The organism is Allobosea sp. (assembly GCF_030694325.1).
GTDB lineage: Bacteria > Pseudomonadota > Alphaproteobacteria > Rhizobiales > Beijerinckiaceae > Allobosea.
Window position 1 is genome coordinate 1 of sequence record NZ_JAUXYO010000322.1, and the last position, 23,982, is coordinate 23,982.

Genomic DNA, 23,982 nt, shown 5'->3' on the forward strand with positions numbered 1-23,982 from the left:
TGGCTCACGCTCGCGTCCGAGCGCTCCTTCGCGCAGGTGGTCGAGACGCGCGAGGTCCGCAGTGCCTCGGCCGATCTGCTGTCCCTGGTGCAGGATGCCGAGACCGGCCAGCGCGGTTTCCTCCTGACGCGCGACGAGAGCTATCTGGCACCCTATGCCAATGCGGTGGCGCGCTATCAGGAGCGGTTCCGGCGGCTGGACCAGGCCGTCTCGGACGAGCCGGACATGCTGCCCTACGTCGCGCGGCTGCGGGCCGCGATCGACGCGAAGCTGGCCGAACTGGGCGAAAGCGTGCAGGCCGCCCAGAGCGGCGATTTCGCGCGCGCGCTGGCGATGGTCGGCGAGGGGCGCGGCAAGACGCTGATGGACGAGGCGCGGGCCGGCTTCGCCAGCCTCCTCGAACGCTCGGAGACGCGCCTGCTGGAGGCCATTTCAGCCCAGGAGACGGCCGCCTCGCGCCTGCGCTGGGTCACGATCGTCGGTGCCATCGTCATCCTCGGGCTCGCCGCCGCCGCCGCCTGGACGATCCTGAGCTATACCAACGAGATCGTCGGCGCGCGGCGCGAATTGGAGGGGCTGAACGCCGGTCTCGAGGAGCGCGTGCGCGAGCGCACCGATGCGCTGGTCAAGGCCAATCAGGAGATCCAGCGCTTCGCCTACATCGTCACGCACGACCTGCGCGCGCCGCTGGTCAACATCATGGGCTTCACCAGCGAATTGGAGGAGACCCTCAAGCCGATCGAGGCCTATCTCGACGCTCCGGACGACAAGGCCGCCGCGCTGAAGGCCGAGGCCGAGACCGCGCTGAAGACCGAGGCGCCCGAGGCGCTGGAGTTCATCCGCTCCTCGACGCGCAAGATGGACGGGCTGATCAACGCCATCCTCAAGATCTCGCGCGAGGGCAGCCGGGCGCTCAAGCCCGAGCGCGTGATGCTCGACACGCTGTTGGAGGCGGCCGCGGCGGCCGTCCATCACCAGGCCAGCGAGACGGGCGGCGGGATCGCCATCGAGGCGAAGGTCGACCGCATCGTCAGCGATCGCTTCTCGCTCGACCAGATCATCGGCAACCTGCTCGACAACGCGATCAAGTACCGCGCTCCGGATCGGCCCCTGCAGATCGTCGCGCGCACGCTCAGCCCCCGGCCGGGCTGGGTGGCGATCGAGATCGAGGACAATGGCCGCGGCATTGCGGCGAGCGACCACGAGCGGATCTTCGAGCTGTTTCGGCGCTCGGGAACACAAAATACACCGGGCGAGGGGATCGGGCTTGCGCATGTGCGCACGCTCGTGCGCAACCTCGGCGGAGACATCACCGTCCGATCGGACTTCGGCGTGGGGACGACCTTCACGGTCCTGCTGCCGGCCGATCTGCGAACCGTGAAGCGGAGCAACCAGACATGACCCATGCCAAACCCGTATCGATCGTGATGATCGAGGATGACGAGGGCCACGCCCGGCTGATCGAGAAGAACATCCGGCGCGCCGGGGTCAACAACGAGATCATCCCCTTCACCAACGGTACCGAGGCGCTGGCCTATCTGTTCGGCGCCGACGGCTCGGGCATGGTCAGTTCCGGGCGCCAGCTCCTGATCCTGCTCGACCTCAACCTGCCCGACATGGGCGGTGTCGACATTCTCGAGAAGGTCAAGGCCAACCCCCATACCAAGCGCTCGCCCGTGGTCGTGCTGACCACGACCGACGACAGCCGCGAGATCCAGCGCTGCTATGATCTCGGCGCGAATGTCTACATCACCAAGCCGGTCAACTATGACGGCTTCGCCAATGCGATCCGACAGCTCGGCCTGTTCTTCTCGGTCATGCAGGTGCCCGAAACCCCGTGACGACCGCGCTCGACCCGTCGATGCCCGCTCGGCAGCTGACCGTCCTCTACATCGATGACGATCCGGCGCTGGGCCGGCTCGTGCAGCGCATTCTCAAGCGCAAGGGCTACGCGGTCGACCATGTCGCCGATGCGGAGGCCGGGCTGGCGCGGATCCTGGCGGGCGGCATCGATGCGGTGATCCTGGACCACGATCTCGGGACGAGTTCGGGGCTGGACCTGCTGGCGAGGCTCGCCACAGTCGAAGCGGCGCCTCCGGTCGTCTATGTCACGGCCTCCTCGGAGCTCGCGATCGCGGTCCAGGCGCTGAAGGCCGGCGCCGTTGATTACGTCGTCAAGACGATCGGCGAGGATTTCGAGATCCTGCTGACGGCGGCGCTGGAGCAGTCGGTCGAGCGGGCGCGGCTGATGCGGGCCAAGGAGGATGCCGAGCGCGAGGTGAGGGCCGCGCGCGACCGGGCCATCGTCCTGCTGGCGGAGGTCAACCACCGCGTGGCCAACAGCCTGGCGCTGGTGTCCTCGCTGGTGCGGATGCAGGCCTCCTCGGTGCAGGACGCGGGCGCCCGGGCGGCGCTGGCCGAGACGCAGGCCCGCATCACCGCGATCGGCAACCTCCATCGCAGCCTCTACACCTCCGACGACGTCCGCACGGTGGATCTGGCCGCCTATCTCGACACGCTGGTGCGGGAACTCGGGCATTCGATGTCGGCGGCCGGGCGCACGCCCGATATCCGCTTCGAGGCGGTGCCGATCCAGATGAAGACGGACAGGGCCGTTTCGATCGGGATGATCGTGACGGAACTCGTCACCAACGCGATCAAATACGCCTATCCCGAGGGAACCGGGGAAATCAGGGTGTCCCTCGCGCGGGACAGCGATGGTTCGACCATCCTCGTGGTGGCTGATGACGGAATCGGCTGGTCCGGAGAGGGCCGGGCGACGGGAACCGGTCTCGGCGGCAAGATCGTCGGCGCGATGGCGCGCAGCCTGGGCACCGGGATCGAATACGCGTCGCAGCCGCGCGGCACACGCGCGGTCGTCAGGATCGCGGCCGAGGCCGAGGCGACGGACTGAGCAGGGTCGGCCGGCTTCGGCTCGGACCGCCCTAGAGGCTCGCAGCAGCGCGGGCGGCCTGGTCGTACTGGCCCGAGAGCGAGCGCATCGCGGCGGCGATCTCGGACAGGCGCTTCGGGTCGACCCCGGTCGCGAGCACCGACTTGACCAGGAGCTGCTCGCGGATCCGGGCGTAAGCCCGGCAGGCGTCTTCGCCGGCGGGCGTCACCGTGACGGTCTTTTCCTTGCCCTTCCGGCCGGATTTCAGCAGCTTCAGGCGCTCGAGCTTCTTGAGCGCATAGTTCACCAGATGCGTGTCCTCGATGTTGAGGACGAGGCAGATGTCGGCGAGGCGCTTGGCCTTGCCGCGGTGGTTGACGTTGTGCAGCACGAGCACGTCGAGCGGCGAAAGATCCGCCAGTCCGGCCGCCGCCATGCCGCGCACCATCCAGCGGTGGAAGGCGTGCACGGACATGCTCATCGCGAACTCGAATTCCGACAGAGCCGGCATCGCGCCCGCGGCCAGATGGCCGGAGGAGACGATGGGGCCGAGCTCATCGGATAGGGGCTTGGAATCCGGCATGGCTAAGGCGCCCGTCAATCCCGGGCGGCACCGCGGCGCCGACCCGGGAAACTCCTGCGGGAGATGGCCGGGTCGAGCCCGGCCATGACATGGTTCGTCACATCTTCTTGTAGGCGTCGACGATCGCCTGGCCGTCGGCACCGGCCTTCTTCAGCCAGTCGGCGGTCAGCGTCTCGCCGGCCTTCTTGAAGCCGTCGGCGAGCGCCGGGCTCGGGGCCTGGACCTTCATGCCCTTGGCCTTGAGCTGCTCGAGATACCAGCCGGCCTTCTCCTCCCACATCTTCCAGCCGCGCTCCTCGGCGGTGGCGGCGGCCTTCAGGATGGCGTCCTGCGTCGCCTTGTCGAGGCCGTTGAAGGCGGCCTTGTTGACGAAGGTGGCGTTCTTCGGGATCCAGGCCTGGGTGTCGTAGAAGTGGGTCAGCGATTCCCAGACCTTGGAATCATAGCCCGTGCCGCCCGACGACATGAAGGAGTTGACGACGCCGGTCGCCAGCGCCTGCGGCAGTTCGGCGGCCTGGATGGTCACCGACTGCATGCCGAGCAACTCGCCCAGCCGCGCCGTGCCGACATTGTAGGAGCGCCACTTGATCCCCTTCATGTCGTCGATCGTGTTGATGTCCTTCTTGGTGTAGACGCCCTGCGGCGCCCAGGGGACCATGAACAGCAGCTTGATGCCCTGGCTGTCGAGCTTCTTCTCCACGGCGGCCTTCGAAGCCGCATAGAGCTTCTTGGCGTCGGGGAAGGACGTCGCCAGGAACGGCACCACGTCGATGCCGAAGATCGGGTCCTCGTTCTCGTGGATCGAGAGCAGGACCTCGCCCATCTGGGCCTGGCCGCTCTGGACGGCGCGCTTGATCTCGGGCGCCTTGAACAGCGAGGCGCCGGGATGGACGGTGATGGCGAGCTTGCCGCCGGTCGCGGCGTCGACGTCCTTGCCGAACTGGATGAGGTTCTCGCTGTGCGGGTTGTCGATCGGATAGGCGGCCGGGAGGTTCCACTTGGTCTGCGCAGCGGCGGGCGCGGCGAAGGCGAGTGCGCTGACGCCGAAGGCGAAGGCGAAGGCGGCTGCGGTGAAGATCCTGCGGTCGATCATGATGTCATTCCCTCTCTTTTGTTGCGGGTTGCCTAATGGAGAAACGGATCAGTCCGGGAAAGCGAGCTTGGGCAGATAGAGCACGATCTGCGGGAAGGTCGTGATGATGAAGACGGCGATGTTGAGCAGAAGAAAGAACGGCAGCGCCGCCTTCGCGATCGTCCAGGTATCCTTGCCGCTCATGTTCTGCAGGACGAAGAGGTTGAACCCGACCGGCGGGGTGATCTGCGCCATCTCGACATGGATGACGAGGTAGACGCCGAACCAGACGAGGTCGAAGCCGGCCTCCTTCACCATCGGCAGCACGATGACGGCCGTCAGCACGATCATCGAGATGCCATCGATCAGGCAGCCGAGGATAATGTACATCACCGTCAGTGCCAGCACGAGCATATGCGTCGAGAGCTGCATGCCCTTGACCCATTCGGCCAGCGCCATGGGAATGCCGGTATAGGCCATCGCGGCCGTACAGAAGGCGGCGCCTGCCAGGATCAGCATAATCATGCAGGTGAGGCGGGTGGCGCTCATGATGCTCTCGAAGAGCGTCTTCCAGGTCAGCGTCCCGCTCCACCAGGCGAGGAACAGCGCGCCCGAGACGCCCCAGGCCGCGCATTCGGTGGCCGTCGCAAATCCCAGGATCAGGGCGAGGAACACCGCCGCAATCAGCAGCAGGCAGGGCATCAGCTTGGCGGACTGCCGCAGCTTCTCGAAGAACGGCAGCGCGGGGTCGCGCGGCGGCGTCTTGTCGGGGTTGAGCAATGACCAGATGATCACGTAGCCCATATAGAGCGCCATGATCAGCAGGCCGGGCAGGAAGCCGCCGAGGAAGACCTGCAGCACCGAGACGTTCGCCGTCACGGCATAGACGACCATCGGGATCGACGGCGGAATCAGCAGGCCGAGCGTGCCGGAGCCGGCGAGGGTGCCGAGGCTCAGCTGTTCGTCGTAGCCGCGCTTCTTCAGCTCCGGCAGCGAGATCTTGCCGATCGTCGCCACCGTCGCGGCCGACGAACCGGACACCGCGGCGAAGATACCGCAGCCGACGATGTTGGTGTGGATCAGGCGTCCCGGCAGCCATTGCAGCCAGGGCGAGAGCCCCTGGAACATCTGCTCGGAGAGGCGTGTCCGGAACAGGATCTCGCCCATCCAGATGAACAGCGGCAGGGCGGCCAGCGTCCAGCCGCTGGCGGAACTCCAGACGGTGGTCGCCAGCACCTGGCCGATCGGCACGTCGGTGACGAGCCACATCGCCAGGAGGCCGACCAGACCGAGCCCGACGGCGATCCAGACGCCGCTGGCCAGAACGAGAATGAGGAAGCTGAGCAGAACGAGTGCGAGAACGGGCAGGCTCATGGTTCAGACGCCTCCGCCCTGCGCGACGCGCTCGACCAGTTCCTCGACCGATTTCGGCGGCTCCGGCTCATAGGTAGGGCGACCCGTCCGCAACACGATGACGAACTCGTCGAGGATCGCGATGAGCAGCGTCCCGAGCCCCAGCACGAGGGAAAGCTGGGGTATCCAGAGCGGCACCGAGACGACGCCGGTCGACATGTCGAAATACTGCCAGGAATCGTAGGCGAGCTTGCCGGTCTGCCAGGTGAAGTAGCCGATGAAGAGGGCCGCCACGGTGAGCGAAAACAGTTCCGCCCCTTGCCGCGCCCGCCCGTGCAGGCGCTCGATCAGCAGCCCGACCCGGATCATCTCGCCCTTCTTGAAGGTATGCGCCAGGCCGAAAAAGGCCATCGCCGCGAAGGCCCAGCCGGCGAAGTCATCTCCGGACGGGACGTTGAAGTTGATGTCGCGGCCGACCGACAGCAGCATCATCAGGGCAAAGATCACGATCAGGAACAAGCCGGCGACGTAGCCCGCCGCCAGATAGAGGAGGTCGAGGGCACGCCGGATCATCGCGGTGCTCCTCTGCCCGGGGCGCAACGCGTGTCCGCGGTTGCCAGGAGAGTTCCCGTCATTGCATCCTCCGTCTCGCGACCGCTGGCCCCTCGCCCTTTTTCGGTCACAATCGTGATCGTATCGCCCGAATCCAGCTTGTCAACAACACATCGACAATTTATCGATGAAACGTCAGCGATGCCGCCGGGTCGCCGAACGGGAGGATGTGGGATGTCGTCGCGCTGGGACTTCTGGATCGATCGGGGCGGCACCTTCACCGATGTGATCGGCCGCGATCCCTCAGGCAAACTTCACGCCAGGAAGTTGCTGTCGGAAAATCCCGGCGCCTATCGCGACGCGGCGGTGCAGGGAATCCGCGACCATCTCGGCCTCGAGACAGGCGAGCCGATCCCGGCCGGGCTGGTCGGCGAGGTCCGCATGGGCACGACGGTGGCGACGAACGCCCTGCTCGAGCGCAAGGGCGACCGGACGCTGCTGGTCACGACCAGGGGTTTTCGCGACGCGCTGCGCATCGGCTACCAGGCGCGGCCCGACATCTTCGCCAAGGAGATCATCAAGCCCGAGCAGCTCTACGAGGCGGTGGTCGAGATCGACGAGCGCGTGCTCGCCAACGGCGTGGTCGAGCAGGCGCCCGACGAGGCGGCGATCCGCACCGCGCTGCAGGCGCAGTTCGATACCGGTTTCCGCGCGGTCGCGATCGCCTTCATGCACGCCTATCGCTATCCGGCGCATGAGCAGGTCGCGGCTAGGATCGCCCGCGAGATCGGCTTCCCGCAGGTCTCGGTCAGCCATGAGGTTTCGCCGCTGATCAAGCTGGTCGGCCGGGGCGACACCACCGTGGTCGACGCCTATCTTTCGCCGATCCTCGGCCGCTATGTCGCGCAGGTCTCGGACGAACTCGACATCGCCCGCACCGGCGCGCGGCTGATGTTCATGATGTCCTCGGGCGGGCTCACCGCTGCCGAACTCTTCCAGGGCAAGGATGCGATCCTGTCCGGCCCGGCCGGTGGCGTCGTGGGGCTCGCCGAAACCGGCCGCTCGGCCGGTTTCGGCAAGGTCATCGGCTTCGACATGGGCGGCACCTCGACCGACGTGGCTCATTTCGACGGCGAGTACGAGCGCGCCTTCGAGACCGAGGTCGCTGGCGTGCGGATGCGCGCGCCGATGATGCTGATCCACACGGTCGCCGCCGGTGGCGGCTCGATCCTGCATTATGACGGCGCGCGCTTCCGCGTCGGGCCCGATTCCGCCGGCGCCAATCCGGGGCCGGCCGCCTATCGCCGCGGCGGGCCGCTCGCGGTGACCGACGCCAACGTCATGGTCGGCAAGCTAATCCCGAACTATTTCCCGCCGATCTTCGGCGAGAAGCGCGACCAGCCGCTCGATGTCGAGGCGGTCAAGGCGAAGTTCGCGGCGCTGGCCGCGCAGGTCGGCGACGGCCGCTCGCCTGAGCAGGTCGCCGACGGCTTCATCCAGATCGCGGTCGCCAACATGGCCGAGGCGATCAAGAAGATCTCGGTCCAGCGCGGCTACGACATCACCCGCTATGCGCTGAACTCGTTTGGTGGCGCCGGCGGGCAGCATGCCTGCCTCGTGGCGGATGCGCTCGGCATCAAGACGGTGCTGCTGCACCCGTTCTCCGGCCTGCTCTCGGCCTATGGCATGGGGCTGGCCGAAATCCGCGCGACGCGGACTGCCGCGCTCGACGTAGCCCTCGATGGCGGCGCCCAGGCGGCGGTCGAGGCCGCCGCGGCGGGGCTTGCGGCTGAGACGAGGGCCGAGGTGTCGGGCCAGGGCGTGCCCGATGGCGACATCGCGATCCTGACCCGCGCCCATGTCCGCTATGCCGGGACGGACACCGCGATCGCGGTGGCAGCCGGCACGCCCGACGCCATGAAGGCGGCCTTCCAGGCGGCCCACAAGGCGCGCTTCGGCTTCATGGACGAGGCCAAGGCACTGGTGATCGAGGCGGTCGAGGTCGAGGCGATCGGGGGCGGCGCCAAGTTCGAGGAGGCCTCGGCGGCGGAAACCGCGGGCGAGCCCGTCGCAGCCGAGACGACGCGCGTCTTCTCCAAGGGGCAGTGGCACGAGGCGCAAATCGTCCGGCGCGAGGCGATGCAGCCCGGCCAGGGCGTCTCGGGCCCGGCCATCATCATCGAGCCGAACCAGACGGTGGTGGTCGAGGAGGGCTGGAGCGCCAGGCTCACGGCCAAGGACCATCTCGTGCTGGTGCGTTCCAAGGCGCTCGTCCAGAACGCTGCGATCGGCACCAAGGCCGATCCGGTGATGCTCGAGATCTTCAACAACCTGTTCATGTCGATCGCCGAGCAGATGGGCGTGACGCTGCAGAACACCGCCTATTCGGTGAACATCAAGGAGCGGCTCGACTTCTCCTGCGCGGTGTTCGACCAGAGCGCGGCGCTGGTCGCGAATGCGCCGCACATGCCGGTGCATCTCGGCTCGATGGACAAGTCGGTCGAAACCGTCATCAGGAACAACCCGGTCATCAAGCCCGGCGACGTCTACTGCCTCAACGCGCCGTATAATGGCGGCACGCATCTGCCCGACATCACGGTCTGCACGCCGGTCTTCGACGAGGCGGAAGAGCAGATCCTGTTCTGGGTCGCCAGCCGCGGCCACCATGCCGATGTCGGCGGCACCGCGCCGGGCTCGATGTCGCCGCTGGCGACCGTGATCGAGGAGGAAGGCGTCTATATCGACAATTTCAAGATCGTCGCCCAAGGCCGCTTCTGCGAGGACGAGCTGGTCGCGCTCCTGACCGGCGCCCGCTATCCCGTCCGCAACGTCGTCCAGAACGTCAACGATCTGAAGGCGCAGATCGCCGCCAACGCCAAGGGCGTCGCCGAGCTGAAGAAGATGATCGCATCCTTCGGGCTCGACGTGGTGCAGGCCTATATGGGCCATGTCCAGGACAATGCGGCCGAGAGCGTCGCGCGGCTCCTGACCAAGCTCCACGATGCCGAATTCACCTATCCGATGGACCAGGGCTGCGCGATCAAGGTCAGGATCAGCATCGACCGCGAGAAGCGCGAGGCCACCGTCGACTTCACCGGCACCTCGCCGCAGCGGCCCGACAATTTCAACGCGCCGGCGCCGGTGACGCGGGCCGCCGTGCTCTATGTCTTCCGGGTCATGGTCGACGATGCGATCCCGATGAACGCCGGGTGTCTCAGGCCGATCAAGATCGTCATCCCCGAGGGCTCGATGCTCTCGCCGCGCTATCCCGCCGCGGTCGTGGCGGGCAATGTCGAGGTCAGCCAGGCCGTGACGAACACGTTGTTCGGCGCGCTGGAGGCGATGTCGGCCTCGCAGGGCACGATGAACAACCTCACCTTCGGCAATGACGAGTACCAGTATTACGAGACGATCTGCTCGGGCTCGCCGGCGGGACCGGGCTTCCATGGCACGTCGGGCGTGCATGTCCACATGACCAATTCGCGCCTGACCGACCCGGAGATCCTGGAGACGCGTTTCCCGGTGGTGCTGGAGGATTTCCACATCCGCGCCGGCTCGGGCGGGCGTGGCGAATGGAACGCTGGCGACGGCACCAGCCGCACGATCCGCTTCCGCAAGACGATGGACTGCGCGATCCTCGCCTCGCACCGGAAGGTCCGCCCCTTCGGCGTCAAGGGCGGCGAAGCTGGGCAGGTCGGCAAGACGCTGGTGCGGCGTCTCTCGGGCGCGATCGAGGAGCTCGCACCTTCAGACCAGACGCTGCTCCACGCCGGCGAGGCGGTGACGGTGATCACGCCGACGGCGGGGGGGTACGGCACGCCGAAGGTGTAAGGTGGTCGGCCGTTACCGTCTGAGTGCTCGCTCCCTTGGCGAGCACTCTCGTCCTTTTCATCGATCCGCTAAAGCTTGCGGAAGAAGCCATGCGTATAGGAGCCTGAGTAGAGGTAGCAGACCTTCTCGGGCTTATCGGCCAGGAATGCGTCGCAGGCTTTTTTGACGCCGGGCAGCTGATTCCAGCCATGCGGGTCGACGGCTGTGTCGCAATAGTCGTCGATCAGGCAGATCGCGCCCTTCGACAGCCTTGGATACGTGTGCTCCAGGCTGACCATGATCGAGTCGTAGAGGTCGCCGTCCAGATAGGCGAAGCAAATCCTGTCAGGAAGCCCTGTCGTTAGCGTGTCCGAGAACCAACCCTTGTGGATGATAGGGAGCGACAGGCCGCGATCAGTGAAGTTTTTGCGGAAAACCGCTTCCGATACCGCCAGATCGCCGGCCTTGTAGGATGTTCCGTCCTCGGTGCGGGTATCGGGCAGGCCGGAGAAACTGTCATAGACGTGGAACGCCTTCTGCGACTTGAAGTCGTTCATCACAGTCTGGATCAGGATTGAAGACTGGCCTTCATTGCAGCCGATTTCCACCAGATCACCCTCGACCTCATAAGCCAGGACCTGGCTGGCGAGGTGATAAATGTTCATCCGCTGCTCGAGGTTTGTCGAAGAGCCGGACCATGTCGCGGAGAATTTGAAGCCTGTGAGAGCCAAAATCAGCCTGTCGATGATCGGTGCTGTATATATTCGAGTCCCGAGTCGTCTGGCGATGACGTTAAGCGCGCGATCGAGGTGAGATAAGCGCCTCGCTTCCCAGTCGAAATATCTGGCGATGAAAAAATTATCCACCATGAGAGCTCCTGTTATTGGTATTCTATCGTTCTATGCTAGCGAGGCCTCGCAGATAATATTAGGTAGGCGCGTTGCGTTCCTGAGCGAGAACGCGACCTAACCAGATGCAATAAGTGTTCCATGGGTTGCGTGGCGCCGTGTTGGGCTATCCCCAGGTTGCGACGCCGATCCCGGCGCCGACCTGCCCCTCATGCGCGACCCGGTCGAGGAAGGCCGTCAGCCGTTCGAGCGCCTCTCGCCCCGGGGAACTGTCGAGATCGAACTGGTATTCGTGCGCGAGCTTCGGCTCTTGCTCCGGCGGGAAGAACAGCGTGTCGACCCTGACGCCGCGATATCGCAGCGCCTGCGCCATCACCACTGATTGCGGCGCGAGCCAGGTCACCGGAACGGCGGCCGGCGCGATGTCGGAGATCGCCATCGCCAATGCGCAGAGCGTGGCCCAGGCCGATATGGGCGCGGCGAGTGCCGGGGCGCTCGACGAACGCATCGGAAGCCTGCAGCGAGAGGCGCTCGATTTCGTCCGCCGCCTGCGGGCCGCCTGATCGGCAGGTGCCTTCGTACTTGCCATTGCGGCGCGACTCGTCCCCATCTGCGGCATGAATTCCCTTTGCCGCATCGCCGCATGAGCTGGTCCCCGCAACAGGATGCCGCGCTGAGCGCGGTCGCGCGCTGGCTGCAGGCCGGCGAGCCGCAGCTCTTCCGCCTGTTCGGCTATGCCGGCACGGGCAAGACCACGCTGGCGCGCCATATCGCCGAGGCCGTCGACGGCGATGTGGCCTTCGCCGCCTTTACCGGCAAGGCTGCGCTCGTGCTGCGCAACAAGGGCTGCGTCGGCGCGCAGACGATCCATTCGCTGATCTACCGCTCGCGCGGCGTCGACGAGGAAAGCCCGACCTTCGTGCTCAACCGCGAGAGCGCCGCGGCCAAGGCCAAGCTGATCATCATCGACGAATGCTCGATGGTCGACGAGGATCTCGGCCGCGACCTGCTCTCCTTCGGCACGCCGGTGCTGGTGCTGGGCGATCCGGCGCAGCTGCCCCCGGTCAAGGGCGGCGGCTTCTTCACCGAGGTCGAGCCCGACATCATGCTGACCGAGGTTCACCGCCAGGCGGCGGACAACCCGATCGTGCGGATGTCGATGACGATCCGCGAGGGAGGGCGGCTCGATGTCGGCGATTACGGCAAGAGCCGCGTGATCCGGCGCAGCGAGGTCGACCCGCAGCTGGTGATGAGCGCCGACCAGGTCCTCGTCGGTCTGAACAAGACGCGGCGCAACTACAATGCCCGCATGCGGCAGATCATGGGCCGCACCGAGACCGTGCCGGTGGCGGGCGAGAAGCTCGTCTGCCTGCGCAACGACAAGAGCAAGGGTCTGCTCAATGGCGGCTCCTGGATCGTGCAGGAGCTCAAGACTTCGAAGAAGGGCCTCGTCACCATGCGGGTGACGCCGGAGGACGACCCCAACGCCAAGCCGGTCAAGGTCTCCGTGCTGCCGAACTTCTTCGACGGCACGGAGGAAGAGATTCCCTGGGAGCTGCGCAAGCACACCGACGAGTTTACCTTCGGCTACGCGCTGACCGTCCACAAGGCGCAGGGCTCGCAGTGGAACGACATCGTGCTCTTCGACGAGAGCTTCGCCTTCCGCGAGCACCGGGCACGCTGGCTCTATACGGGGCTGACGCGGGCGGCGGAGACGATCACCGTGGTGGTATAGGAGGGGTGGGTAATACACCCCCCTTGCCCAACTATCCGGGGCGGGTTATAGCCCCCCTGCAGTTTCGCGCAGGAGGGCATGATGGCGCAGATGATCATCAGCGACCACACGGTTTGGCTGAAGCATATCGATAGTGAGTACATTGTCGGCAGAATTGCGGGTCTCAAGCAAAATGCGGCGATAACCCTGCGTGTCGATGGCAGACCCGTCCTCTTTAGGAAGATGCGCGACGGGGGGGATGGCAGACCCACCCCCGGGATAAGACCAGATGAGGCATTCAAAGATTATTGGAACCGACTTTATCGCGAGCGCCGCGGTGAAGCGGTCGAGATCGAACTGGATGATACGCCTCCGACGGACCCCTATCTCGCCGCGGTGTCCGAACTCATGACTGAGTGGACCAGCAAGGCTGACGCGGACGCCTATGATGACCTCTGACAGTCTGAAGTTGGATCGTTGGGACATCGTTGTCGCGCCATTCCCCTTCACCGATATCGCCTATGGCAAACCGCGACCGGTCGTTATTCTTTCGAGTACCGCCTTCAATGAGGCGCACGGTCATGTCATTACGGCGATGATAACAACTGGCGCTGGGAGTTCCTGGGAGAGCGACCACGTCATTGTCGATCTGTCGTCAACGGGTCTCAAACACGCGTCCCTGGTGAGATGGAAACTGGTGACGCTGTCGCTCTCCATCATCCCACGCAAGATTGGCACCCTCGGTACTGCTGACCGAGGGCTCTTAACTGCGAAGATGGCCGGCATCCTGCTCGGCTAATTTCACAACGCCTGCGCCGTATTCCCCTTCGCCACGATCGGCCCGGTTGGCCTTCCCGTCGGCGAGCCCGTCGCCGGTTCGATCGTGATCTCGAACAGTTGGTTCGTCCCGAGCGGCAGCTGGTCGAGCCGCAGCGGCGTGGTGCGGGCGCGGTCGATCAGGCCGACCGAGCGCGGGCCCACGGTGCGGTCCCAGAGTGTCCAGATCTCCAGGGCCATGCCCGCGGGGACGGCGATGTTCTGCAGCGGCACCATCTCGACGCGACCGTCGGGATAGGTGTTGACGACGGCCGCCGCGACATTGGCGTCCGTCAGCAGCACGGCCACCATCACCGGCTGCCGCTTGGCCCGGTCGAGCGCGCCGTTGAGGCCGATCGCGAGCAGGATCGCCGCCAGCGCGCCGGCAAACGCCGCGCCGCGCCAGATGAAGAGGCTGTTCCACCAGTCCGCCAGCGTGCCGCCGGCCTTCAGCGCCTTGGCGCGGCCGCGCTCGGCGGCGGGGAGGATACCCGCGATCTCGGCCTCGATGCGGGCCCAGAGCCCGGGCGAGGGCGGGATCGGCCGGGCCGTGGCGTCGATGGCGGCGAGGTGGCCGCGCCAGGTCTCGACGCTGGCCGCCAGTGCCGGCTCGCGCGCGATGCGTTGTTCGAGTCGCTCGCGATCGGCACCTTCGACGAGGCCCAGCACATATTCGCCGGCGAGCGCGTCGCGGTCGGGAGCGGATTCAAGGGAGGGGCTCATCCGAGGCACTCCTTCAGGGCGATCAGCGAGCGCCGGATCCAGGATTTCACGCTGCCGATCGGCAGGCCGAGCTTGCCGGCGATCTCGCCATGGGTCAGACCCTGGACGAAGGCGAGCAGCACGAGGCCGCGCCGCTGCGCGGGCAGCGTCTCCAGGCAGGCGTGCAGCGCCTTGGCGTCGGACAGCTTCGACATCACGGTTTCCGGATCATCCTCTTCGCTCGCCATCTCTTCGCCGAGTGGGGCTTCGCTCGTCTCCGTCCGCTTCTCGTCGCGCAGGATCGAAAGGGCGCGGTTGCGCAGGATGGCGTAGATCCAGGTCAAGCCGGCGCCGCGCTGCGGATCGAAACGCGCGGCATGCCGCCAGATCAGGACGAAGGCATCCTGCACAGCCTCTTCGGCCAGGGCGCGACGCTTCAGCAGACGCTGGGCGACACCGATCATACGCGGCGACTCGGCATCGTAGATGCGCCGGAGCGCAGATTTATCTCCGGCGGCGCAAGCCAGCAGCGCCGCTTCGATCTCGCCCGCCTTTTGCGTCAACGCGAAGTCCCCCCACTGTCTCCAGCCCCTCCGCGCATCGGCGGAGCCCGACGCCCAACACGGGGTTACCCGGCCGGTTCCCCCTCGGATGCAGGTTTTTTCTTTATTTTTCAGCCTGCATCCGCTCGCGCTGCACAGCGATAGCCGCTGCGAGTGCCGCAGGCTGACAGCTGAGCGGTACCGCAACAGAACCCGGAGGACAATGACATGACCAGGACTTTGCGCCTCGCGCTGACCGCCTCGACCCTTCTCGGGGCGTCGCTTTCCGCCTCGCTCTCCGCCCAGGCCGCGATGCTCGCCGCGCTCACCGGCGACGACACCCTGACCATGATCGACACCACCACGCAGAAAGCCGGCAAGTCGATGAAGGTCACCGGCATCGCCGGCAAGATCGCCGGTATCGATGTGCGCCCGGCCGACGGCCTGCTCTATGCGCTGTCCACGGATGGCACGATCTACACGGTGGACGCCGCCGGCAAGGCGACGATGAAGTCGAAGATGGACACGGTGCTGGCAGCCAGCGCGATGGCGACCGTCGACTTCAACCCCGCCGCCGACCGGCTGCGCGTGATCGGCTCCGACGGCAGCAACCTCCGCGTCAATGTCGAGGACGGCAAGACGACCGTCGACGGCAAGCTGAAATTCGCCGAGACCGACATGCACAAGGGCGAGACGCCGATGGTCGTCGCCGGTGCCTACACCAACTCGGTCAAGGGCACCAAGGAGACGGCGCTCTACGACATCGACGGCAAGATCGGCGCGCTGCTGAAGCAGGCTCCGCCCAATGACGGCGTGCTCGGCGCGGTCGGCAAGCTCGGTGCGACACCCAAAGCGATCGCCTTCGACATCCAGACCGCGGCGGACGGCAGCAACACCGGCTGGCTGGTCGCCGACGGTGCGCTGCACAAGGTCGACCTTACCACCGGCAAGGCCACGATGGTCGGCAAGATCGCCGGCATCAGCGGAGTCGTCCGCGACGTCGCGGTGCTGCCAGCGATGTGACGACGGGCGCTTTTCGCGCCCAAATGAAGCCACCGCCCCGATCGGGGCGGTGGCTTCTTTTTTGGGCAAATCGCCGCTTTTTGGCGTGCTGCGCGCAATTCACGTCGACAAAGCCTCGCATTGCCCCGCCCGCCTTCCGTTTTTCGCCATGATTGAGGGTCTAGTCTCGGTCGCCAGAGGGACCCGACCGGAGGCAACGCATGGCGAGCCCGAGCGTGTTGCGCAGCGAGAGCGTGGGGCTGCAGCGGTTCGCCCTGGGCTTCGGCCTCGGCCAGTCCCCGGAGATTCGTGGCACGGCGCGCGAACGCCTGCTGGCCGAGATCGAGCGGCGCACCGTGCCGCAGCCGACCGGGCTGCCCTATTCGGGTGCGGCCGAGATCGGGGCGGCCCTCTATGCCTTCGAGGATGCCGAGCGGGCGGCGCGCGAGGCGAAGCCCGCCGCCGGGCAGCAGGTCGCCGCCGCTGCGCCCGCGCAGAACCAGATGGCTCCGCCCAAGCCTGCCAATGAGCCAGCGCTGCCCTACCGGACCTATCGCGACGAGGTGGTGGCGCGGGTCCGGCTCGCGCTGGAGGCCGAGACCGGCTTCGGCGAGCGGCTTGTCCAGTTCTGGTCGAACCATTTCTGTATCGGTGCCACCAAGAGCAACATGACGCGGATCATGGCCGGCGCCTATGAGCGCGAGGCGATCCGCCCGCATGTCTTCGGCCGCTTCGAGGACATGCTGGTCGCGGCGGAGAGCCACCCCGCCATGCTCGAATTCCTCGACAACCGGCTCTCGATCGGTCCAGGCTCGCCGGCTGGCAAGCGCCGCGGGCGCGGGCTCAACGAGAACCTCGCCCGCGAGATCCTGGAGCTGCATACGCTCGGGGTCTCCGGCGGCTACGCCCAGGTCGACGTCACCAATCTGGCGCGGATCATCACGGGCTGGACGGTGGTCGGGCGCGAGGCGGTGCTGGGCTTCCCCGGCTCCTTTGCCTTCAATGCCGGGCTGCACGAGCCGGGTGCGCCGGAACTCCTCGGCAAGCCCTATGGCCAGCCGGGCAAGGAGAAGGGCCTGGCGGCGCTGACCGATCTCGCGCGCCATCCCGCCACCGCCGATTTCATCGCGATCAAGCTCGTCCGGCATTTCGTCGCCGACGAGCCGCCGCCGGCGCTGGTGCGCGAATTGTCGGCGGTGTTCAGGAAGACCGAGGGCGATCTAGCCGCGGTGTCGCGGGCGCTGATCGAGTCGGAGGCTGCCTGGGCCGCCGAGCCGGCCAAGATCCGCTCGCCGCAGGAGTTGCTGCTGGCGGCGTTCCGCGCGCTCGGGCGCAAGGCCGAGTTCGGGCCGATCGTCGGCCCGCTCAACGCGATGGGCCAGCCCTTCTGGCAACCCTCGGGCCCCAATGGCTATCCCGACAGCAACGAGGCCTGGGCCTCGCCGGAGGGAATCAAGACGCGCATCGACGTCGCCGCCGGCTGGGGCCGGCAGGCCGCGGGGAGCGTGCCCGATCCCCGCGCGCTGACCGAGGACATTCTCGGGCCGCTGCTCTCGCCTGAGACGCGGCAGGCCGTGGCGCGTGCCGACAGCAAGCCGCAGGCGCTGGCGCTCATGCTGCTCTCGCCCGAATTCCAGCGGAGGTGAAGCCGATGCTCGATGACGATGACGACTGCGAACGGATGACGCCGTCGCGCCGCGCCGTGCTGGGGGCAGCCGGGGCGCTCTTCGCCTGGTCCTTCGTGCCGAAATTTGCCTATGCGGCGGCGGGCGCCCGCGATCCGCGCTTCCTGCTGGTGGTGCTGCGCGGAGCGTTGGACGGGCTCTCCGCCGTGCCGCCGCTCGGCGACCCCGATTACGCGGGTCTGCGCGAGGGCATCGCTCTGACGAAGGACGGGCCCGATGCGGCGCTGCCGCTCGACGGCTTCTTCTATCTGCACCCCGCCATGCCGAACCTCGCCCGGCTCTATGCCACCGGCCAGGCCTCGGTCGTGCATGCGGCCGCGACCGGCTATCGCGAGCGCTCGCATTTCGATGGGCAGGACGTGCTGGAAAGCGGGCAGGGCGGTCCGGGCCAGACCGACAGCGGGTGGCTCAACCGGTTGCTCGCCCATCTGCCGGCCGGGGAGAACATTTCTCGCAAGGGCGTGCTGGGCGTCGGCGTGGTGCCGCCGCTGGTGGTGCGCGGCGAGGCGCCGGTGCTGGGCTGGGCGCCGCCGCGCATGGCGCGCGCCGGTTCCGATCTGATCCAGCGGCTGGAGGATCTCTACGGGCAGCGCGATCCCGGGCTGGCCCGAGCGCTCGCCCAGGCGAAGCTGACCGAGGAGATCGCCCGGCGCCAGGGCATGAGCGGCGAGGCGCGGGGCGGTGGCGGGCCCGACAGCACTGACGGCATGAAGCGCATCGCCGAGGGCGCAGCCGCGCTGGTCGGCGCCGATGACGGCCCGCGCATCGCGGCGCTCGCCTTCGAAGGCTGGGACACGCATGCCAATGAAGGCGGCGCCAAGGGCCGTCTCGCTCAGCTCTTGGGCGGGCTCGATGGCGCGCTGGCGACCTTCGAGCAAGGCCTGAAGCCGGTCTGGACGGACACGGTGGTGATGGTGGTGACCGAGTTCGGCCGCACCGCCCGGGTCAACGGCACGGTCGGTACCGATCACGGCACCGGCACCGTCGCCTTCCTCGTCGGCGGCGCGGTCAAGGGCGGGCGGATGATCGTCGACTGGCCCGGGCTCAAGCTGGAGCAGCTCCACGAGAAGCGCGACCTGAAGCCGACGACCGACATCCGCAGCGTCGCGAAGGGGGTGGTCGCGGATCTGTTCGGGATTTCGGGGCCGGTGCTGGCGGAGAAGGTGTTTCCGGGCAGCGGAGGGATTGGGCCGATGGCGGGGCTGGTGGGGTAGGGGGCTCGTGCAACCTCAGCCCTCATCCTGAGGAGCCGCGTAGCGGCGTCTCGAAGGATGCTCCAGACTGCGCTGGATCCTCATTGGCCTCAAGGCTTGCCGTGACGGGGAGAGAGCATGCGCGAGACGGACGGCTGCTGGGTCTACATTCTCCGTTGCGCCGATGGCGCCTATTATACGGGCTCGACCCGCAAGAAGATCGAGGCCCGTCTTGGAGAACACCAGAGCGGGCAGAACCCTGAGGCATTCACCGCGACCCGGTTGCCGGTGGTGCTGGTCTTTGCCGAGCATTTTCAGGCCATCACGGACGCGATCGCGATGGAGCGACGCATCAAGGGCTGGTCGCGAGCCAAGAAGGAGGCCTTGATCGCGCAGAATTTCGAGCAACTGGTGCTGCTATCCAGGCGCGGCCATCGACCCGCAGCCCCCGTCCTTCGAGACGCCGCTGACGCGGCTCCTCAGGATGAGGGCTGCTGATTGTCGGCATAGATACCCTAGATCAAGCCCAGGCGCGCTGCTTCAGCTTTTCCTCGAAGGCCTCGATCTTCGGCGCCTTCTCCATGGTCAGGCCGATGTCGTCGAGGCCGTTCATAAGGCAGTGCTTGCGGAACGGGTCGATGTCGAAGCTCACCGTGCCGCCATCGGGGCCGGTGATCTGCTGCTTCTCGAGATCGACCGTCAGCGTCGCGTTGGAGCCGCGATCGGCGTCGTCGAACAGCTTCTCGAGGTCTTCCGGCGAAACGACGATCGGCAGGATGCCGTTCTTGAAGCAGTTGTTGTAGAAAATGTCGGCGAAGCTCGTCGAGATCACGCAGCGGATGCCGAAGTCGAGCAAAGCCCAGGGGGCATGCTCACGCGAGGAGCCGCAGCCGAAATTGTCGCCGGCGACCAGGATCTCCGACTTGCGATAGGCCGGCTGGTTCAGCACGAAATCGGGGTTCTCCGAGCCATCCTCCTTGTAGCGCATCTCCGAGAACAGCGCGGTGCCCAAGCCCGTGCGCTTGATCGTCTTCAGATACTGCTTGGGAATGATCATGTCGGTGTCGACATTGATCACCTTCAGCGGCGCAGGCGTCGAGGTCAGGGTGGTGAAGGGCTGCATGGCGAGAACTCCGATCGGACTTCGTAGCTAGGATAGGGTGGCGCGGGCGACAACAGGTTTCAAAGCGACGACGTGAGCAGCTTGAAGCTGGCGAAGGCGAAGAAGGCGGCGATGCAGGCCTCGGCCTTGCGGCGGACGCGGCGATAGCCCGCGATCATCGAGTCGGTCGAGAACAGGACTGCGTAGAACTGGTTGATCGCCAGGGAGATCAGCATGCAGCCGGTGATGATGGCATAGAGCACCACCGGCGGCGTGTCGGGACGCAGGCCGAGCGCGATGATCGCTGTCCAGCTCAGGATCGCCTTGGGGTTGGTCAGATGCATGAGATAACCGCGCAGGAAGGCGCGGCGACCGGAGACGGCGGCTTTCGGCGGCGGCATCTCGACCCGCATCGCCGAGCGCGCCGAGCGCCAGGCCAGAAACAGCAGATAGAGCCCGCCGACGATCTTGACGGCGTAGAGCGCTTCGGGATGCGCCACGATCAGCCCGGTGACGCCGATGGCAGCGAGAATGCCCCAGGTCAGCGAGCCGGCGGTAACGCCAAGCCCAAGGATCATGCCGGCGTGCCGGCCGCGTTCCATCGCGGTGGCCATGACGACGAGGTTGCTCGGGCCGGGGCTCGCGACCGCTACGATGAAGGCGGAATAGACCAGCGCGAGATGGGGCAGATGGCGGATCAGTTCATCGAGCATCGTCTATCGATCCGCCGCCTGTTCGATGGCTTCGAGATCCTCGTCGGAAAAGCCGAAATGGTGGCCGATCTCGTGGACGAGCACATGGGTGACGATGTGGCCCAGGCTCTCGTCATGCTCGGCCCAGTAGTCGAGGATCGGGCGGCGGTAGAGATGGATCGTGTTGGGCATCTGGCCGGTCTGCGGGGCATAGCCCTGCTGCGGCAGGCCGATCCCGGTGAAGAGGCCGAGGATGTCGAAGGGGCTCTCGGCCTCGAGCTCCTTGCAGACATCGTCCTCGGGAAACTCGGTGACGTTGAAGAGTACGTCGCTGCAGAGCGCGCGGAATTCGGCGGGCAGCCGGTCGAAGGCGGCCTGAGCCATGACCTCGAAGGCCTCGATCGAGGGCGCGCGGGTGCCGTCCCAGTCGATTTCGGTCGGGTTGGCCGCGGCGCCGCGGATGGCGGGAACGCTGCCCATTACCACACCTTCAGCTGATGGCCGAGCCACCAGGCGAGCACGACGACGCCGAGCAGCGACAGGGATCGCCCGATGCGCCGGCCCCAAAGCTCGACCTTATCGCCCTCGGGGGCATCCTTCGCGCCGAAATGGTCGGCCGCCCGGCCCATCGACGAGCCGAGCAGGCTTTCGCTGTCGCGCTTGACGCGGTCGAGCGCGGCTTGCGCCTCGGCGGCGCGGGCGGATTCGCGGGGGTCCTTCGACATGGCGCTTTCTCCCCGCGACACCCGGTCAGCCCAGCTGCCTCACATCGACAAACCGCCCCACCAGCGCGGCGGCTGCCGCCATCTGCGGCGAGACGAGATGGGTGCGGCCCTTGAAGCCCTGGCGACCCTCGAAATTGCGGTTCGAGGTCGAGGCGGCACGCTGGCCCGGCTTGAGCTGGTCGGGGTTCATGCCCAGGCACATTGAGCAGCCCGGCTCGCGCCATTCGAAGCCCGCGGCGAGGAAGATCTTGTCCAGACCCTCGGCCTCGGCCTGCTGCTTCACCAGCCCCGAGCCCGGCACGATCATGGCGTAGTCGAGGGAGCCCGCGATCTTCTTGCCGTCGACGATCTTGGCCACCGCGCGCAGATCCTCGATGCGGCCATTGGTGCAGGAGCCGATCCAGATCACGTCGAGCGGGATCTCGGTCATCTTCGTGCCGGGGGTGAGGCCCATATAGTCGAGCGCACGCTGCTTGGAGGAGCGCTTGGTCTCGTCCTCGATCAAGGCGGGATCGGGCACGGCGCCGGCGACCGAGACGACGTCCTCGGGGCTCGTGCCCCAGGAGACGATTGGCGGCAGGTTGTTGGCGTCGAGCTTCACGATCCGGTCGAAATGCGCGCCCTCGTCGGTGTAGAGGGTCTCCCAGTAGCGCAGGGCCTCGTCCCAGGCGGCGCCCTGCGGCGCCTTGGGCCGGCCCTTGAGATAGGCATAGGCCTTCTCGTCGGGGGCGACCATGCCGGCACGGGCCCCGCCCTCGATCGACATGTTGCAGACCGTCATGCGGCCTTCCATCGAGAGCGCGCGGATGGCCTCGCCGGCATATTCGATGACCGAGCCGGTGCCGCCCGCCGTGCCGATCTCGCCGATGATGGCGAGCGTGATGTCCTTGGCGGTGACGCCCTTGGCGACCGTGCCGTCCACCTGGACGAGCATGTTCTTCGCCTTCTTCTGGATCAGCGTCTGGGTCGCCAGCACATGCTCGACCTCGGAGGTGCCGATGCCATGGGCGAGTGCCCCGAAGGCGCCATGCGTCGAGGTGTGGCTGTCGCCGCAGACGATGGTGGTGCCGGGCAGGGTGAAGCCCTGCTCGGGGCCGACGATGTGGACGATGCCCTGGCGGATGTCGCGCTCGTTGAAGTACTCGACACCGAAATCCTTGGCGTTCCTGGCGAGCGCCTCGACCTGGATGCGGCTCTCCTCCTCCGCGATGCCCTTGGAGCGATCGGTGGTGGGGATGTTGTGGTCGACGACGGCGAGCGTCTTCTCGGGCGAGCGGACCTTGCGGCCGGTCATGCGCAGCCCCTCAAAAGCCTGCGGGCTGGTCACCTCATGGACGAGGTGGCGGTCGATATAGAGCAGGCAGGTGCCGTCCTCCTGCCGGTCGACGATGTGGTCGTCGAAGATCTTGTCGTAGAGCGTGCGGGGAGCGGACGTCGCGGTCATGGCGCTGGAGCCTCGGTGGCGTGAGATCGATGGGATCGTGGAAAGGGCCGGCTCGGTGAGCCGGCTCGCAGAACGCATTCGCCTGTCGCCCGCGCGCGGCGCGGGTCTCAGGCGCGGCTAAGGCCTGCGGCGATCGAGGCGGTGAAGCGGCCGAAGAAGCGCCAGGGCAGGCGGGCATGGTCGTGCAGGGCCGCGAACCCCTGCGTCGTGGGCATGCGGCGCAGGTTCGCCTCGCGGCGAACCACGCAAAGCCGGCCATGCTCGCTCGCGGGGCGCTTCGTCATGGCGCGGTTCTAACAGTTCCAGACTGCGGCGGCAACGAAGGCGGTGGCGGGGCGGGCGCGACTTGGATGCAAAGCGCCGCTGGACCGCATGGGCCCTGCCGCTAACGCAAAACGCGGCCCCGAGGGACCGCGTTCGACACTTTTTCGCCAGAGGCGAAACTCTTACTTGGCGTCGGCCTTGGCGCCCTTGGCGGGGCGGGCCTCGACGCGCTCGGCGATGCGGGCCGACTTGCCGCGGCGGTCGCGCAGGTAATAGAGCTTGGCGCGGCGCACCTTGCCCTTGCGGACGACCTTGATCGAATCGAGGTTCGGCGAGAACAGCGGGAAGACGCGCTCGACGCCCTCGCCATAGCTGATCTTGCGGACGGTGAAGCTCTGGTTGAGGCCGCCACCATTGCGGGCGATGCAGACGCCCTCATAGGCCTGGACGCGGCTGCGCTCGCCTTCCTTGACCTTGACGTTGACCTGCACGGTGTCGCCGGGCTGGAAGTGCGGGATCTCGCGGCCTTCGCTGAGCTTGGCGATCTGCTCCTGATCGAGCTGTTCGATGATGTTCACGGGTCTCTCCATTGCCGTTGTCGCGCTTGACTGCGCGGGCGTTCGGCACGCTGTTTTCAGTTGAGCCCGAGCGCATAGACGAAAGGCGCGGCGCTGTCGAGAGCGATGCCGACAGCGCCGTGCCTTTCGCGATGTCCGGTCCGGGGGTAGGGCCGGCTTCAGTGCAGCCGGAATTCGCCGCCCACCGTGCGCAGATCGGCCGGGCCGATCAGGTCCTTGTGGCTCACCGTGACGCGGAAGAGCTTGCCCTCGAGCTTGGCCTGCCAGAACTCGAGGAAGCGGTTGAGTTCCGGGAAGCGCGGGGCGAGGTCGTAGTCCTGCCAGACATATTCCTGCAGGATCGCCGGATGGTCGGGCATCCGGTAGAGAATGCCGGCGGTGGTCAGTCCGTAGCCCGCGATCTGGCGGGCGA

The 23,982-nt window shown here is 66.7% G+C and carries 28 protein-coding genes; 12 read left to right on the forward strand and 16 right to left on the reverse strand.

Features of this window, described 5'->3' with window-relative positions; genetic code table 11:
- From Q8M82_RS20590 to Q8M82_RS20600, 3 genes are all read left to right on the forward strand, one after another.
- Positions 1–1,401 (forward strand): sensor histidine kinase (locus Q8M82_RS20590; protein ID WP_305693167.1); only part of this gene is annotated, 1,401 nt, incomplete at its 5' end.
- The gene (locus tag Q8M82_RS20595) at positions 1,398–1,841 is read left to right on the forward strand and encodes a response regulator (RefSeq protein WP_305693168.1); all 444 of its coding nucleotides are present in this window, start codon (positions 1,398–1,400) and stop codon (positions 1,839–1,841) included. The genes Q8M82_RS20590 and Q8M82_RS20595, both read left to right, overlap by 4 nt.
- On the forward strand, positions 1,838–2,914 hold the full coding sequence (locus tag Q8M82_RS20600; protein ID WP_371126425.1) for a sensor histidine kinase: 1,077 nt from the start codon (positions 1,838–1,840) through the stop codon (positions 2,912–2,914). The genes Q8M82_RS20595 and Q8M82_RS20600 overlap by 4 nt, the downstream gene beginning before the upstream one ends.
- Positions 2,915–2,945: 31 nt before the next feature.
- Here the strand turns inward: Q8M82_RS20600 and Q8M82_RS20605 are convergent, their stop codons facing one another.
- The 4 genes from Q8M82_RS20605 to Q8M82_RS20620 all read right to left on the reverse strand — a co-directional run bounded on the left by Q8M82_RS20605 (position 2,946) and on the right by Q8M82_RS20620 (position 6,474).
- Positions 2,946–3,476 (reverse strand): winged helix DNA-binding protein, encoded by a 531-nt coding sequence (locus tag Q8M82_RS20605; RefSeq protein WP_305693169.1) that lies wholly within the window; start codon positions 3,474–3,476, stop codon positions 2,946–2,948.
- Between the two features lie 97 nt (positions 3,477–3,573).
- Complete coding sequence (locus Q8M82_RS20610; RefSeq protein WP_305693170.1) at positions 3,574–4,569, reverse strand: TRAP transporter substrate-binding protein; 996 nt, start codon at positions 4,567–4,569, stop codon at positions 3,574–3,576.
- A gap of 48 nt (positions 4,570–4,617) precedes the next feature.
- A complete protein-coding gene (locus Q8M82_RS20615) occupies positions 4,618–5,922 on the reverse strand; it encodes a TRAP transporter large permease (RefSeq protein WP_305693171.1) in 1,305 nt (434 codons plus the stop codon).
- Between the two features lie 3 nt (positions 5,923–5,925).
- Positions 5,926–6,474 (reverse strand): TRAP transporter small permease, encoded by a 549-nt coding sequence (locus Q8M82_RS20620; RefSeq protein ID WP_305693172.1) that lies wholly within the window; start codon positions 6,472–6,474, stop codon positions 5,926–5,928.
- Between the two features lie 213 nt (positions 6,475–6,687).
- Between Q8M82_RS20620 and Q8M82_RS20625 the strand changes: the two genes are divergently transcribed.
- Positions 6,688–10,284, forward strand: a complete 3,597-nt coding sequence (locus tag Q8M82_RS20625; protein ID WP_305693173.1) for a hydantoinase B/oxoprolinase family protein — start codon at positions 6,688–6,690, stop codon at positions 10,282–10,284.
- A 68-nt stretch (positions 10,285–10,352) separates the two neighbouring features.
- On the opposite strand, the gene Q8M82_RS20630 is transcribed toward Q8M82_RS20625, so the two are convergent.
- Both Q8M82_RS20630 and Q8M82_RS20635 read right to left on the reverse strand, forming a co-directional pair.
- Positions 10,353–11,132, reverse strand: a complete 780-nt coding sequence (locus tag Q8M82_RS20630; RefSeq protein WP_305693174.1) for a TylF/MycF/NovP-related O-methyltransferase — start codon at positions 11,130–11,132, stop codon at positions 10,353–10,355.
- A gap of 145 nt (positions 11,133–11,277) precedes the next feature.
- Positions 11,278–11,550 carry a hypothetical protein gene (locus Q8M82_RS20635; RefSeq protein WP_305693175.1) on the reverse strand — a complete coding sequence of 91 codons (273 nt, stop codon included), beginning with the start codon at positions 11,548–11,550 and terminating at the stop codon, positions 11,278–11,280.
- Between Q8M82_RS20635 and Q8M82_RS20640 the strand changes: the two genes are divergently transcribed.
- The 4 genes from Q8M82_RS20640 to Q8M82_RS20655 all read left to right on the forward strand — a co-directional run bounded on the left by Q8M82_RS20640 (position 11,534) and on the right by Q8M82_RS20655 (position 13,624).
- Positions 11,534–11,674 (forward strand): hypothetical protein, encoded by a 141-nt coding sequence (locus Q8M82_RS20640; RefSeq protein WP_305693176.1) that lies wholly within the window; start codon positions 11,534–11,536, stop codon positions 11,672–11,674. The two genes, Q8M82_RS20635 and Q8M82_RS20640, sit on opposite strands and share 17 nt — an antisense overlap.
- Before the next feature lie 80 nt (positions 11,675–11,754).
- Positions 11,755–12,846, forward strand: a complete 1,092-nt coding sequence (locus Q8M82_RS20645; protein WP_305693177.1) for an ATP-dependent DNA helicase — start codon at positions 11,755–11,757, stop codon at positions 12,844–12,846.
- A gap of 81 nt (positions 12,847–12,927) precedes the next feature.
- Entirely contained in the window at positions 12,928–13,284 is a 357-nt protein-coding gene (locus tag Q8M82_RS20650) for a hypothetical protein (RefSeq protein WP_305693178.1), read from the forward strand.
- Positions 13,274–13,624, forward strand: coding sequence for a type II toxin-antitoxin system PemK/MazF family toxin (locus Q8M82_RS20655; RefSeq protein ID WP_305693179.1), 351 nt, complete (start codon positions 13,274–13,276; stop codon positions 13,622–13,624). The genes Q8M82_RS20650 and Q8M82_RS20655 overlap by 11 nt, the downstream gene beginning before the upstream one ends.
- Before the next feature lie 2 nt (positions 13,625–13,626).
- Here Q8M82_RS20655 and Q8M82_RS20660 read toward each other — a convergent pair whose 3' ends face one another.
- On the reverse strand, positions 13,627–14,364 hold the full coding sequence (locus Q8M82_RS20660; protein ID WP_305693180.1) for an anti-sigma factor: 738 nt from the start codon (positions 14,362–14,364) through the stop codon (positions 13,627–13,629).
- Positions 14,361–15,092: a sigma-70 family RNA polymerase sigma factor gene (locus tag Q8M82_RS20665; RefSeq protein ID WP_305693181.1), complete on the reverse strand. Its 732-nt coding sequence runs from the start codon at positions 15,090–15,092 to the stop codon at positions 14,361–14,363. Before Q8M82_RS20665 ends, Q8M82_RS20660 begins: the two co-directional genes overlap by 4 nt.
- 21 nt (positions 15,093–15,113) lie before the next feature.
- Between Q8M82_RS20665 and Q8M82_RS20670 the strand changes: the two genes are divergently transcribed.
- The 4 genes from Q8M82_RS20670 (at position 15,114) to Q8M82_RS20685 (ending at position 19,263) form a co-directional block, all read left to right on the forward strand.
- Positions 15,114–15,908 (forward strand): DUF4394 domain-containing protein, encoded by a 795-nt coding sequence (locus Q8M82_RS20670; protein ID WP_305693182.1) that lies wholly within the window; start codon positions 15,114–15,116, stop codon positions 15,906–15,908.
- Between the two features lie 200 nt (positions 15,909–16,108).
- Positions 16,109–17,533 carry a DUF1800 domain-containing protein gene (locus tag Q8M82_RS20675; RefSeq protein ID WP_305693183.1) on the forward strand — a complete coding sequence of 475 codons (1,425 nt, stop codon included), beginning with the start codon at positions 16,109–16,111 and terminating at the stop codon, positions 17,531–17,533.
- 5 nt (positions 17,534–17,538) lie between these two features.
- Positions 17,539–18,786 carry a DUF1501 domain-containing protein gene (locus Q8M82_RS20680; RefSeq protein ID WP_305693184.1) on the forward strand — a complete coding sequence of 416 codons (1,248 nt, stop codon included), beginning with the start codon at positions 17,539–17,541 and terminating at the stop codon, positions 18,784–18,786.
- A gap of 117 nt (positions 18,787–18,903) precedes the next feature.
- Positions 18,904–19,263 (forward strand): GIY-YIG nuclease family protein, encoded by a 360-nt coding sequence (locus Q8M82_RS20685; protein ID WP_305693185.1) that lies wholly within the window; start codon positions 18,904–18,906, stop codon positions 19,261–19,263.
- Positions 19,264–19,285: 22 nt separating this feature from the next.
- Here the strand turns inward: Q8M82_RS20685 and leuD are convergent, their stop codons facing one another.
- The 8 genes from leuD to Q8M82_RS20725 form a co-directional block, all read right to left on the reverse strand.
- Complete coding sequence (leuD, locus tag Q8M82_RS20690; RefSeq protein ID WP_305693186.1) at positions 19,286–19,888, reverse strand: 3-isopropylmalate dehydratase small subunit; 603 nt, start codon at positions 19,886–19,888, stop codon at positions 19,286–19,288.
- Between the two features lie 59 nt (positions 19,889–19,947).
- Complete coding sequence (locus Q8M82_RS20695; RefSeq protein ID WP_305693187.1) at positions 19,948–20,580, reverse strand: LysE family translocator; 633 nt, start codon at positions 20,578–20,580, stop codon at positions 19,948–19,950.
- A 3-nt stretch (positions 20,581–20,583) separates the two neighbouring features.
- Positions 20,584–21,039, reverse strand: coding sequence for a metallopeptidase family protein (locus Q8M82_RS20700; RefSeq protein WP_371126426.1), 456 nt, complete (start codon positions 21,037–21,039; stop codon positions 20,584–20,586).
- Positions 21,039–21,284: a hypothetical protein gene (locus Q8M82_RS20705; RefSeq protein ID WP_305693188.1), complete on the reverse strand. Its 246-nt coding sequence runs from the start codon at positions 21,282–21,284 to the stop codon at positions 21,039–21,041. Before Q8M82_RS20705 ends, Q8M82_RS20700 begins: the two co-directional genes overlap by 1 nt.
- Before the next feature lie 25 nt (positions 21,285–21,309).
- Positions 21,310–22,728, reverse strand: coding sequence for a 3-isopropylmalate dehydratase large subunit (leuC, locus tag Q8M82_RS20710; protein WP_305693189.1), 1,419 nt, complete (start codon positions 22,726–22,728; stop codon positions 21,310–21,312).
- A 107-nt stretch (positions 22,729–22,835) separates the two neighbouring features.
- Positions 22,836–23,012, reverse strand: a complete 177-nt coding sequence (locus Q8M82_RS20715) for a hypothetical protein (protein ID WP_156446650.1) — start codon at positions 23,010–23,012, stop codon at positions 22,836–22,838.
- 162 nt (positions 23,013–23,174) lie between these two features.
- Positions 23,175–23,570 carry a 50S ribosomal protein L19 gene (gene rplS / locus Q8M82_RS20720; protein WP_066724822.1) on the reverse strand — a complete coding sequence of 132 codons (396 nt, stop codon included), beginning with the start codon at positions 23,568–23,570 and terminating at the stop codon, positions 23,175–23,177.
- Between the two features lie 158 nt (positions 23,571–23,728).
- The coding region (locus Q8M82_RS20725) for an usg protein (RefSeq protein ID WP_305693190.1) at positions 23,729–23,982 on the reverse strand (254 nt) is incomplete at its 5' end.